This window comes from Catellatospora chokoriensis (assembly GCF_011297315.1).
GTDB classification, from domain to species: domain Bacteria; phylum Actinomycetota; class Actinomycetes; order Mycobacteriales; family Micromonosporaceae; genus Catellatospora; species Catellatospora citrea.
Window position 1 is genome coordinate 49393 of record NZ_JAAOTI010000016.1, and the last position, 11750, is coordinate 61142.

Below are 11750 nucleotides of genomic sequence, written 5' to 3' on the forward strand. Positions count from 1 at the left end.
TCTGCGGGCCCATGCCCGGACCGCCTGCGGTTCGTACAGTGCCGCCAGCCGGGGTTCGCAGGCGGCGGCCAGAGCGGCAGCTTCGACAGGGAGTACGGATGCGACGCGTGACACGCTGGAGCCGGCTGGGCCTGGCGGCGGTGCTGGCCTTCGCCGGGATGCCGGTGCCGGCGGCCGCGGCGGCAGCCGACTGCGCCCCGCCGGCCCGCACCGTCGTCCCGGACCTGCCCTGGGCCCAGCAGTGGCTGCGCCCGCAGCGGATCTGGCCGCTGACCCAGGGCGCGGGCATCACCGTGGCGGTCCTGGACTCCGGCGTCGACGCGCAGGTCCGCCAGCTGCAGGGACGGGTCGAACCCGGGCTGGACGTGCTCGCCGGCGGTCGCGCCGACGACGACTGCCTGGGCCACGGCACGTTCGTCGCGGGCATCGTGGCCGCGGGCAGCCAGCCGGAGGTCGGCTTCGCCGGGCTCGCCCCGCAGGCACGGATACTGCCGCTGCGGGTCTCCGTCGACGACGACCAGCCGCCGCCGGAAACGGCGCTGGCCACGGCGATCGGCACGGCCGCGCAGCGCGGCGCGCGGGTGATCGTGGTCGGCACGCCCATGGTGCGGGCCGGGGCGCCGCTGCGTATCGCGCTGGAGGAGGCCCAGGCCCGGGACGCCCTGGTCGTCGCCGCCTCCTGGGGACCCACCGACCGTGCGGTGCCGGTGGACCCGTGGGTCAGCGAGCGGATCCTGTCGGTCGGCGGCTTCGACCCCGACGGCGGCCTGGTGTCGGGCACCGCGGCCCCGGTCGACCTGATGGCGCCCGGCGCCGGGGTGCTCAGCCTCGGCCCCCGCGGCTCCGGGCACGTGGTCGCCGGCGGCAACGCCTACGCGGCGGCATACGTCGCCGGGGCCGCCGCGCTGGTGCGGGCACACCACCCGAAGCTGACCGCCGCGCAGGTCAAGCAGCGGCTGCTGGCGACGAGCGACCGGGTGCCCCGGCAGGTGCCGGACCCGCAGCTCGGCCACGGAGCGCTCGACCTGTACGCCGCCGTCACCGCGGTGCTGCCCGCCGAGCGCGGCGCGGCCGTGCCGAGCGTGCCGGTGCCGCCCGCCGACATCGCCCGCCCGCAGCCGGTCGACGACCGCGCCTTCCGGGTCGCGGTGGCCGTCGCCGCCGCGGCGGGTGGCCTGACCCTGCTGATGGCGGCCTTGGCGCTGGCCGCGCCGCGGATCCGCCGCAGGCGCGCCCGCGCGCACTGAGCCGATCCCGTCGACGTCTGCCATCGTCAGTCCGATCCGGCCGGCTGCAGCGCGGTGTGGATCAGGGTCGGGGCGAGCCGCCGGCTGACCAGCTGCGCCCGGCCGGGCGGCAGCCGCAGCGGCTTGGCCTCGCCCAGGAACACGCCCTCGGACTTGTCGTAGGAGAACAGCAGGGCACTGGTGCCCAGGTCCCACAGCCGCCGCAGCGCCGGGTCGGACATCATCGCCCGCGACGCACCCGAGGTCGTGCGGGCCAGCACCAGGTGCAGGCCCACCTCGGAGCCCTGGGGCAGCGCCTCCAGCAGCGGCTCCAGCGGGCTGCTGTAGCCGCCGGCGAGCAGGTCGTAGTCGTCGATGAGCACGAACAGGTGCGGGCCGGCCCACCAGTCCCGGCGGGCCAGCCGGTCGGGCGTGATGTCGGGTCCGGGCAGGCGCGGGGTGACCGCCTCCACGGCCTGCTTGACCAGATCGGTCAGCGCCGCGGTGGAGACCGCGTAGCCGACCTGGATGTCGGGCGGCACCGCGTCGTAGAGGTGGCGGCGGGTGTCGGCCAGCAGGATGCGCGCCTGGTCGGCCGAGTTGTTGCGCACGATGCTGCGGGCGATCAGCCGCAGCAGGTTCGTCTTGCCCGACTCGGACTCCCCGAAGATCATCAGGTGGGGCTGCTGGTCGAAGTCGTGCCAGACCGTGTCGAGCTGCGCCTCGTCCAGCCCCAGCGCCACCCGCCGGGGCGCGTCGGGCGCGGGCAGCTCGGCGGCCGGCAGCAGGGTCGGCAGCAGGCGCACCTTCGGCGCCCGCGGGCCCGGCCAGGCCCGCGCACTGTGCTCGGCCAGCTCGCGGGCGGTCTCGTTGAGGTCACCGGTGCGCGCCAGCCCGTCGATGCGTGGCAGTGCCGCCAGGAAGTGCAGCGCGTCGCGGGTCAGGCCGCGGCCGGGGATGGCCGGGACGTTGGCCGCCTGGCGCATCCCGATCTCGGAGTCGACCGGGTCGCCCAGGTGCAGCTCGAACCGGGTGCCGAGCAGGTCACGCAGCCACGGCCGGATCTCCGACCAGCGCGAGGCGGTGACGATCAGGTGGATGCCGTAGTTGAGCCCGCGCGTGGCCAGGTCCGAGAACTGCGCCTCCAGCGTGTCGAAGTCCTGGTGCAGCGTCGACCAGCCGTCCACGACCAGGAACACGTCGCCGTAGCCGTCGTCGGCCCCCGCCGGCAGCGTGCCCTGCTCGCGGCGCAGCCGGTACTCGGTGATGCTGTCCAGGCCCAGGGCGGAGAAGCGCTGCTCGCGGCGCAGCAGCAGGTCGGTGACCTCGGCGATGGTGCGGGTGACCCGCTCCCGGTCCAGCCGGCCGACGACACCGCCGACGTGCGGCAGCCCGGCCAGCCCGGCCAGGCTGCCGCCGCCGAAGTCGAGGCAGTAGAACTGCACCTCGGCCGGCGTGTGGGTGAGCGCCAACCCGGTGATCAGCGTCCGGACCAGGGTGCTCTTGCCGCTCTGCGGGGCGCCGCCGACACCGACATGGCCACCGGCCCCGGTCAGGTCGGCGATGAGCAGGTCGCGGCGCTGCTCCGACGGGCGGTCGACGACACCGACCGGCACCCGCAGCCGGCCCGCGGCACCGCGCTGCTGCTCGTCGAGGCCCTGCTCCGGGACGACACCCAGCCCCCGCTCCGCGGTGATCCGCACCGGCGGGAGCAGCTGGTCCAGCGTCGGCGGTTCCTGCAGCGGCGGCAGCCACACCTGGTGCGCCTGCGGGCCGTGCCCGAGCAGCCGACCCGCGATCACGTCGAGCAGCCGCGGCCCGCTCGCCTGCGCGTCCTCGCCGTCGGCAGCCTCGGCCGGGGCCGCGGGCGTGGCCGCGTGCTCCGGCATCGGCACGTGCCCGACCACATACCTGGTCAGGTCCAGCCGGGCCCGTTCCTGGCGCTGCTGGCGCTCGGCCCGCTTCAGCGGCGCCGACACGTACGCGGCCTTGAACCGGACCAGGGTGTTGGTGTCGATGCGCAGGTAGCCGTTGCCCGGCGCGGTCGGCAGGGTGTACGCGTCCGGCACCCCGATCACGCTGCGGCTCTCCCCGGCCGAGAACGTCCGCAGGCCGATGCGGTAGGACAGGTGCGATTCGAGCTGGTGGATGCGGCCCTCGTCCAGGCGCTGCGAGGCCAGCAGCAGGTGCACGCCGAGACTGCGGCCCAGCCGCCCGATCATCACGAAGGTGTCCAGGAACTCGCGTTTGGTCGCCAGCAGCTCGCTGAACTCGTCCACCACCACCAGCAGCGTGGGCAGCGGCGCGAGCGGCGCCCCACCCGCGCGGGCCTTCTCGTAGTCGCGCAGCGAACTGTGCCCGGCCTGGCGCAGCAGCTCCTGGCGGCGTACCAGCTCGCCCTGCAGCGCCTCCTGCATCCGGTCGACCAGCGGCAGCTCGTCGGCCAGGTTGGTGATCAGGGCCGAGGTGTGCGGCAGCGTCTCCAGCCCGAGGAACGTGGCGCCGCCCTTGAAGTCGACCAGGATCACGTTGAGCACCTCGGAGCTGTGCGTCACCGCCAGCGCCAGCACCAGGGTGCGCAGCAGCTCGCTCTTGCCCGAACCGGTCGCCCCGATGATCATTCCGTGCGGGCCCATGCCGCCCTGCGCGGCCTCCTTGAGATCCAGCTCCACCGGGGTCCCGTTGGCCGAGATCCCGATCGGCACCCGCATGTGGTCCCAGCGCGAGCGGCCCGTGCGCGCCGCCGCCGGGTCGAACGTCTCGGCGTCGCCGAGCCCCAGCAGCACGGTCAGGTCCAGGTCGACGGTCAGCGAGTCGACCGTCTCGGCCGAGGAGCCCAGCCGGTACGGCGACAGCCGGCGGCTCAGCACCCGGGCGTGGTCCGGGCCCAGGCGGTCCGGGGTGCTCAGCGCGGTCGCGCTGTCGCGGCCCTGCGGGTCGGCGCCGATCATCTCGATCACGTCGGGCCGCACCAGCAGCCGCAGGGTGACCGGGTCGACCGCCCAGCGCAGCGAGTCGCCGAGGTCGATCATCGTGCAGTTGCGCACGCTGCTCATCGCGAACCGCGACGTCGGCGGGATCGGCACCCCGTCGACGACGATCACCGTGTACGGCTCCTCCCGGCTCGGCAGCGCCGGGTCGTCGAACCGCGGCCGGTCGGCGAAGGTCGGCCCGAGCAGCCGCTCCAGGTCGGCGAACGACTCCGCCACCTGCCGCGCCGCGCCCGCGCCGTCGCTCTGCCCCGGGTGCTGCGCGTGCGGCAGCCACTTCACCCAGTCCCAGCGCGCGTGGCGCTCGACCGGCGCGCACACCACGATGCGCAGGTCGTCCGGGCTGTGGAAGGTCACCAGCTGGCCCAGCATCGCCCGCACCAGGTCCAGCCCGTGTTCGCCGGACGGCAGCCGCAGCGCCCCGGGCCGCTCCTCCTGCGGCACGGCGGGCTCGTCGGTGGACTGCACCAGCACCCGCGCGAAACCACGCAACTGCACGGCGATCGGCGTGCCGGGCACGGTCCAGTGCGCCTGCAGGAACCGGCGCAGCGCCCGCGCTGACAGCGGCTCCAGGTCCTCCACCGGCTTGGTCTGCGGCGGGGTCAGCGTCACGGTCAGCCGCTGGCTGCCCAGCCCGAGCCGGATCTCGGCGAAGTCGCCACCGGTCGGGCGGCGCTCCCACATCCGCCGGTTGCCCGCCAGCGACCACAGCACCTCGGGATCCGGATGGTTCCAGAACAGCGCCGCCGCCTGCTTCTCCGACAGCTGCCGCACCTGCCGGCGCATCTGCCCCAGGTAACGCAGGTAGTCACGGCGCTCGCCGCGCAGCCGCTGCTTGCGCTCGCCGCCCCCGCGACCCAGCTGGCTGACCAGCATGCCCAGACCCGACACACCCATCAGGCCACCGGCCACATAGGTCAGCGACGACGACCCCGGCTGAATGAAGATCAGCGCCATCGCGCCGGTGCCCAGCGCCATCGGCAGGTACGTCAGCATCGACGACATGTCGACACCGCTCAGCTCCGGCAGCGTGGGGGGCTCCTGCAGGATCATCTCGCCCCGGGGCAGTGGGGGACCCGGCTGGCGCACGGGCCGGCGGAAGATCACCGTGGTCATGGGACTCTCCCAGGGGGCGGGCGGCAGAACGCGTTCATTCTGCGTGCCGCGACGGCAGGCGGCTTGGGTCCGCAGGCCCATGTTCGGCCCGGTGGCCGCCGCTAACCTGCTCTCGTCGCCACGCCGTGGCAGGGGAGAGTGAAATGTGAACGTCAGCACCTCCGCAGAGCGTTGCCGGCTCACGATCATCGGGCCCCACGGCAGCATCGACCTGGCCGTGCCCGCCACGCTGACGCTCGCGGACGTGACCCCGGCCATCGTGGACCTGCTCGGCGAGGAGACCGCCCGGGAGATGGCCGGCCGGGGCGCGGTACTGCAGAAACTCGGCGGCAAACCGCTGGACGAGGAGCAGACCGCCACCGCCCTCGGGCTGCGCGACGGCGACGTCGTCTACCTCAATGCCCGCGACAACCCCACCCCGACCTACGCCCACGACGACCTCATCGAGGGCGTGGCCGCCGGCGTGCGGCAGCGCCCCGGCCGGTGGACCACCGAACGCGCCCGGACCACCCTGCGCGTGGCGGCCGCCGCCGCCCTCGCCGCCGGACTGGCCGCGCCGCTGTCACCCGGGGCCGGCTGGGCGCACGCGCTCGCCGCCGCGGGCATGTCCGCCGTACTGCTGCTGGCCGCCGCCCTGGCCGCCCGCGCGCTGGCCGACCGGCCCGCCGCGCTCGTGCTCGGCGGCAGCGCCGTCCTCTACGCCGCGGCGGCGGGCCTGCTGGCACCCGCCCTGACCGGCGCCGGCCAGGCCCCACCCGAGTTCGCGGCCGGCCTGGCCGCCGCCGTCGCCATGGCCGCCGCGCTGAGCGTCGCCGTCGCCGTGGCCGTCGGCGACCTGCGCCCCATGGCGTTCGTCGTGGTGGCCACCAGCGCGGCGGTGACCGCGGGCGCGCTGCTGGCCGCCAGCGGCCTGCTGACCCCCGTGGCCGCCGCGGCCGTGGTCACCGTGCTCGCGCTGCTGATCAGCCCGCAGCTGCCCTCGCTGGCCTTCCGGCTGGGCGGGCTGCGGCTGCCCGACCTGCCCACCACCCCCGACGACATCACCCGCGACGTGGAACCCGTGCCCGACGCGACCCTGCACGAGCGCACCGTCGTCGTCGACCGCTACGTGACCGCCGGGCACATCGCCATCGCGCTGGTCGCCGCCGCCGGGCTGTGGCTGCTCGCCGACCGGGCCGGCTGGTCGCCGCCGACCCTGGCCGCGGCGGTGTGCGTGCTGCTCCTGCTGCGCACCCGCATCCTCACCGGGGCCTGGGCCCGCTGGGCGCTGACCGCCGCCGCCGGGTGGGGCCTGCTGCTGCTGGCCCTGCGGCTGACCGGGCCGGCGTTCCAGCTGTACGGCCTGCCCGCGACCGCGCTCGTGCTCGGACTCGGCCTGCTGGCCGCCGTACGCACCCCGGAGAGCCGCCGGCCGCGACCGTACTGGGGACGCGCCGCCGAGCTGTTCGAGACCACCCTCGCCGTCGCGCTGATCCCGCTGCTGCTGGCGGTGCTCGGGGTGTACGGCTACGTCCGGGGCCTGGCCGGCTGACCGTGCAGACCAAACGCGACCAGCTGCAGGCCCACAACTTCGTCGTCGGACGGCTGCGCTCGGCCCTGCTGACCGGCGAGCCCGACGCGCTGGAGACCCCGACCCGCCGGTTCAGCGTCGCGGCGTTCGCCGGGCTGATCATCGGCGCGCTCATCGTGGCCGGCTGCGGGGCCTACGGCTTCTTCTTCCCCGGCGGCAGCACCTCCTGGCGCGAACCCGGCACCATCGTCGTCGAGAAGGAGACCGGCACCGCCTACGTCTACGACAGCACCGCCGGCGTGCTGCGCCCCGTCCGCAACCACGCCTCCGCGCTGCTGCTGACCGGACCCGACTCCGTCGTGCGCTCGGTGTCGGTCAAGTCGCTGGCAGGCGTGCCGCACGGCCTGCCCGTGGGCATCACCGGAGCACCCGACTCGCTGCCCGCCACCGCCCGGCTCAGCCGCGACCCGTGGCTGGTCTGCGCCACCAGCGCACCCGAGGTCACCGGCCAGTCCCGGCCGACGGTGCTGCTGGCCATCGGCGCCCCCGCCGACCTCGCGGCCACCCCGGTCGATCGCGCGATGCTGGTCGCCATCCCCGACGGCACCCGCTATCTCATCTGGGGAAACCGCCGTATGCGGGTGGCCGACCCGGCCGCCTCGGTCGCCCTGGCACTCGACGGCGTGCGAGCGACACCGGTGGCCGACACCTGGCTCAACGGCTTCCCCGCCGGGCCGGACCTGGCCCCGCCGCCCGTCGCCGGCGTCGGCGCAGCAGGACCGCCCGTGGACGGCAAGCCGACCCGGATCGGGCAGGTGCTGCGCGTATCCGGCGCCGACGACGACAGCGCCGGCTTCCGGCTGGTGCTCGCCGACGGCCTGGCCTCGCTGACCCCGACGATGGCCGAGCTGATCCTCGCCGACCCGCGCAGCCGCGCCGCCTACGACGGCAGCCCCCGGGCGGTGCCGGTCAGCTCCGCGGGCGTGGTGTCGGCCCCGGTCGCCGCCCGGCCGATCGGCGACGGCGGCCTGCCGGCCCGGCCCCCGCTGCTGCTGGACCCCAACGAACTGGGCGACCAGGTGCCGTGCGCGCGGGCCACATTCGGCGCCGACGCGAGCCTGGCCCTGGTGACCGCGCGGGTCGGGCACCTGCGGGCCGCCACGCCGCCGCCGGGCGCGGTGGACCAGCGCTCGGCGACCCTGGTCGCGGTCGCCGCCGGAGCGGGGGTGCTGGTGCGCCCGGAGACCGCGCCGGGCCGTCCGGGCAGCGCCCGCTGGCTGATCACCGACGTCGGCGTGCGCTACCCGATGAGCGACGCGGCGGTCACCGCGCTCGGCTACGGGGGTGTCGTGGCAGTGGACCTGCCCGCGACGCTGCTGGCGCTGGTGCCGTCGGGGCCGGTGCTCGATCCGGTGGCGGCCGCGGCCGGGTGACCCGCGACGTGTCGGGCCAGGTAGTGGGCCTGGGGACCCACCCTCCGGTTTGGGCCTGTGAGAGCGGTTACCGCGCCGTTACGGTCAGCGCGATCGGTCGCTGTCGAACCTGGAAGGTGAGTGGACATGGCCAACACCCTTGATATCCCCGTCGCGGAGCTGCGCGCCGCACTGCAGCAGTTCCGCGAGCTCGAGCAGGAGGCCGAGCAGGTGCGCAACGCGGTCGACGGCGGCGTGCGCGGCATCGGCAACTCCTGGTACGGCCAGGCCCGCACCGCGTACAACGCCGAGATCGACAACTGGCTGGCCGACTACCAGCGGATGGTCGCCCAGCCCATGACGCAGCTGACCAACTGGTTCCAGCAGATGATCGTGATCATGGAGGACGTCGAGGCGCAGAACAGCTGACGCCGCCGTCCGACCCGACACCACCGTCCCAAGGAGACAATCATGGCTTTCGGCATCACCTACGAGGCCGTACTGCACGCGGCCGACCGCCTGCGGGCCGAGAACACCCGCCTCAACGGCATCGTCGACCGCATGGAGTCGACGGCCCGCAACAACTTCGCCAACTGGAGCGCGCAGAGCGAGGGCACCTACGTCAGCGTCGCGGCGACCTGGAAGAGCCAGGCCACCGTCATGCACAGCGACATGGAGGCCAGCATCAAGCGCCTGCTGCAGAAGGTCGAGAGCTACCAGGACGCCGACAACCGGGCGTCGAAGATCTGACGCGGTCCGCGACGGGAGGGATCAGGCCATGGGCAAAGAGCTGAAGGTCGACCCGGCGGCCATGAACGCCGCCGCGGCGACGTTCCGGGGCCTGCCGGCGACGCTGGACGGCCCCCAGCGCGACTTCTACCCGGTCGTGCTGTCCATCGGCGACTTCGAGCCGGGCAAGAACCTCAAGACCGTCATCGAGACGGGCGCCAAGGACTGGGAGACGGTGCTCGCCACGCTGAGCAACGTGTTCGTCGACTGCGACGGCGTCCTGGTCAGCGCGGCCACGCTGCTCAAGGACTCCGACGAGAGCAACGACCCGTTCGTCCTCGACGACATCAACTCGATCGTGAGTTAGGCGCAGACCATGCCGGAGTGGAGCGACTGGGATTGGCGAAAGGTCCAGGCCCTGCTGGTCGGTGACGTGAGCCGCGACGGCTACACGCACGTCAACGACAAGGGTGCGACCAATCCGCAGCACCTCTTCGACATGGGGCAGAAGGTCGTCAACGCGGGGCTCGCGCTGAACTCCGTGTACATGGCCGTCATGCAGCAGCGCAAGAAGCTCATCGCCGACGGCGCCTGGACCGGCGACGCCTCGCGCGCGTTCGACGCGGTCATCGGCAGCATCCGCCGCATGATCACCCAGAACCAGCGGCTGATCAACGGCGGTGAGAACTGGATCCAGGAAATGAACCGGGCCGGCATCGGCCTGGACAAGGCGATCAACGACATGATCGCGCTCAACCACGAGGGCGCCCAGCGCACCCATGACCGCTACAACGAGCTGTACGAGCGCTGGCGGCAGTCGGCAGTCTGGGTCGTCACGCCGCCCAGCTACATCGGGCACTGGTCGATACCTGAACCGCACCGGCCATGGTTCGTCAACAGCGCGGGCGAAACGATCTACACGTCGTCGTCCTATCCCGACATCGACCAGGACATCAGCCGCAAGGCCCGCGAGCTGCTCGACACGCTGGCCAACGTCTACCACGACGTCGAGGTCGGCCTCGGGCAGCTCAAGCCGATCACGGCACTGCCCGCGCCGATCCCGCCGACCGACGACCCGCCCCCGCCCCCGGGCGGGCCACCCCCGCCCGGCGGTGGCGGTGCGCCGCCGCCGGGCGGGGACGGTCCACCGCCACCGACGACCGGGGGAGGGCCCCCGCCGCCGGGTGGCGGCGCGCCCCCGCCCGGCGGCGGGGGGTCACCGCCACCGTTGGGCGGAGGTTCACCGCCTCCGCTCGGCGGAGGTTCACCGCCGCCGTTGGGTGGGGGCTCACCGCCTCCGCTCGGCGGAGGTTCACCGCCGCCGTTGGGTGGGGGCTCACCGCCTCCGCTCGGCGGAGGTCTGCCACCGATCGGCGGCGGTTCGCCACCGCCACTGGGCGGCGGTCCGGGTTCCGGTCCCGGCGGTCCGGTCGTGCGTCCACCGATCCTGCCCGGGGCTCCGCCGCTGGGTTCGGGTCCCGGCAAGCCGGGTTCGGGCTCACCCCGACCGCCCGGCCTGCCGGGCTCCGGTCCGGGTTCGGGCGCGGGCCATGGCGGCACCCCGCCCGGGTCGCCCGCACCACCGGTGCGGTCGGCGTTCCCGTACGCCGGCAATGCCCCACCCGGCGCGGCCGGCGTCGGCGGCGCCGGTGGGCTGGCCCGTGGCGGCCTGGTCACCGACGGCCTGCACGCCCCCGTCGGCGCCCGGTCGGGCACCGGTGCGCCGTTCCTGCCCCCGATGGGTGGCCAGGGCGCAGGCGCGGGCAAGGACGACAAGAAGGAACGCGAACGCACCACGTGGCTGCAGGAGGACCGCGACATCTGGAACGTCGCCGGCGACGTTCCGCCCGGAGTCATCCGCGGCGGCGACCCGGCCCAGACCGAAGACGGCACGCAGGGCACCGGCACCACCGACGTCCCGCTGTACACGCCCACCCGACCACGCCCCGGCCAGAGCACCACCGGGGGTACCCAGCAATACGGACGATGATCCGGCGAGGAGAAGACGATGGACCAGGACCGCACCCTTGAGCAGATCGCGGCCGACTACGCCCGGCACCGCGCCGCGGCGGTCGAGTCGACGCAACGGGTCGCCGAGGTCTCGGCCACCGTCACCTCCCCGCAGGGGCTGGTCACGGCGACGGTCGGCGGCCAGGGCGAGCTGCGCTCACTGACGTTCAACTCCCAGGACTACCGCAAGATGGCGCCCGCCGAACTGTCCCGGATCCTCGTGGAGACCGTCGACCGCGCCCGCGAGAGCGCCCTGCAGCAGATGCTGGGCGCCCTGCCGGGCACCGGGATCGCCGGGATGAGCGTGCGCGACATGATCGCCGGCCGCATCGACTGGGACCGGGTGCTGCCCGAGCAGCTCGACATCTCGGGATTCAACCTGCCGGGCCGTACGGCCTGACCTGCCACAGGAGAGGACGGCCGCAATGGCGCGGCAGCTGAAGGTCGACGGCGGGGTGATCAACGGCGTGTCGGCACGCCTGGTCGCCGTCGGTGACGAGGTCGCCGGCGCCCGGGAGAAGCTGGTGAGCGGCATGAACGCGCTCGGACAGCCCTGGGGCCGCGACGACGAGTTCGCCCGCAAGTTCGTGGCCGAGTACGGCACGGGCCGCGACGAGGTCGTCGAGGGGTCGGGGAACCTCGCGAAACTGCTCAAGAACATGGGTGAGCACATCCGCCGGTCCGGCCGCTCGTTCGGCTCGGTCGAGGACAGCTGACGATGCCCGCCGTACGACCGTGCCGCGGGGTGTGAGCCGTG

Annotated in this window: 10 protein-coding genes; 9 read left to right on the top strand and 1 reads right to left on the bottom strand. The window is 74.3% G+C overall.

Annotated elements, in window-relative coordinates; genetic code table 11:
• Positions 1 to 98 precede the first annotated feature (98 nt).
• Positions 99 to 1247, top strand: a complete 1149-nt coding sequence (locus HAV39_RS23705) for a S8 family serine peptidase (protein WP_191841359.1) — start codon at positions 99 to 101, stop codon at positions 1245 to 1247.
• Positions 1248 to 1273: 26 nt separating this feature from the next.
• Here HAV39_RS23705 and eccCa read toward each other — a convergent pair whose 3' ends face one another.
• On the bottom strand, positions 1274 to 5332 hold the full coding sequence (gene eccCa, locus HAV39_RS23710; protein ID WP_191841360.1) for a type VII secretion protein EccCa: 4059 nt from the start codon (positions 5330 to 5332) through the stop codon (positions 1274 to 1276).
• Between the two features lie 145 nt (positions 5333 to 5477).
• Here eccCa and eccD point away from each other — a divergent pair, with 145 nt between their 5' ends.
• The 8 genes from eccD to HAV39_RS23750 all read left to right on the top strand — a co-directional run bounded on the left by eccD (position 5478) and on the right by HAV39_RS23750 (position 11709).
• Complete coding sequence (eccD, locus tag HAV39_RS23715; RefSeq protein WP_191841361.1) at positions 5478 to 6863, top strand: type VII secretion integral membrane protein EccD; 1386 nt, start codon at positions 5478 to 5480, stop codon at positions 6861 to 6863.
• Positions 6864 to 6865: 2 nt separating this feature from the next.
• On the top strand, positions 6866 to 8275 hold the full coding sequence (gene eccB / locus HAV39_RS23720) for a type VII secretion protein EccB (RefSeq protein ID WP_191841362.1): 1410 nt from the start codon (positions 6866 to 6868) through the stop codon (positions 8273 to 8275).
• Between the two features lie 126 nt (positions 8276 to 8401).
• On the top strand, positions 8402 to 8683 hold the full coding sequence (locus tag HAV39_RS23725) for a WXG100 family type VII secretion target (protein ID WP_147432637.1): 282 nt from the start codon (positions 8402 to 8404) through the stop codon (positions 8681 to 8683).
• Positions 8684 to 8725: 42 nt separating this feature from the next.
• Positions 8726 to 9004: a WXG100 family type VII secretion target gene (locus HAV39_RS23730; protein WP_120314803.1), complete on the top strand. Its 279-nt coding sequence runs from the start codon at positions 8726 to 8728 to the stop codon at positions 9002 to 9004.
• Between the two features lie 28 nt (positions 9005 to 9032).
• Positions 9033 to 9350, top strand: a complete 318-nt coding sequence (locus HAV39_RS23735; protein ID WP_191841363.1) for a hypothetical protein — start codon at positions 9033 to 9035, stop codon at positions 9348 to 9350.
• Positions 9351 to 9359: 9 nt separating this feature from the next.
• Positions 9360 to 10973, top strand: coding sequence for a hypothetical protein (locus HAV39_RS23740; protein ID WP_191841364.1), 1614 nt, complete (start codon positions 9360 to 9362; stop codon positions 10971 to 10973).
• A gap of 18 nt (positions 10974 to 10991) precedes the next feature.
• Positions 10992 to 11393 (top strand): YbaB/EbfC family nucleoid-associated protein, encoded by a 402-nt coding sequence (locus HAV39_RS23745; RefSeq protein ID WP_191841365.1) that lies wholly within the window; start codon positions 10992 to 10994, stop codon positions 11391 to 11393.
• 25 nt (positions 11394 to 11418) lie between these two features.
• Complete coding sequence (locus HAV39_RS23750) at positions 11419 to 11709, top strand: hypothetical protein (protein ID WP_191841366.1); 291 nt, start codon at positions 11419 to 11421, stop codon at positions 11707 to 11709.
• Positions 11710 to 11750 lie beyond the last annotated feature (41 nt).

Excerpts from the sequence above, each read along its gene's own strand:
- HAV39_RS23705 (WP_191841359.1), top strand. The coding sequence starts at position 99 with ATGCGACGCGTGACACGCTGGAGCCGGCTGGGCCTGGCGGCGGTGCTG.
- eccCa (WP_191841360.1), bottom strand. The coding sequence starts at position 5,332 with ATGACCACGGTGATCTTCCGCCGGCCCGTGCGCCAGCCGGGTCCCCCA.
- HAV39_RS23725 (WP_147432637.1), top strand. The coding sequence starts at position 8,402 with ATGGCCAACACCCTTGATATCCCCGTCGCGGAGCTGCGCGCCGCACTG.
- HAV39_RS23730 (WP_120314803.1), top strand. The coding sequence starts at position 8,726 with ATGGCTTTCGGCATCACCTACGAGGCCGTACTGCACGCGGCCGACCGC.
- HAV39_RS23735 (WP_191841363.1), top strand. The coding sequence starts at position 9,033 with ATGGGCAAAGAGCTGAAGGTCGACCCGGCGGCCATGAACGCCGCCGCG.
- HAV39_RS23740 (WP_191841364.1), top strand. The coding sequence starts at position 9,360 with ATGCCGGAGTGGAGCGACTGGGATTGGCGAAAGGTCCAGGCCCTGCTG.
- HAV39_RS23745 (WP_191841365.1), top strand. The coding sequence starts at position 10,992 with ATGGACCAGGACCGCACCCTTGAGCAGATCGCGGCCGACTACGCCCGG.
- HAV39_RS23750 (WP_191841366.1), top strand. The coding sequence starts at position 11,419 with ATGGCGCGGCAGCTGAAGGTCGACGGCGGGGTGATCAACGGCGTGTCG.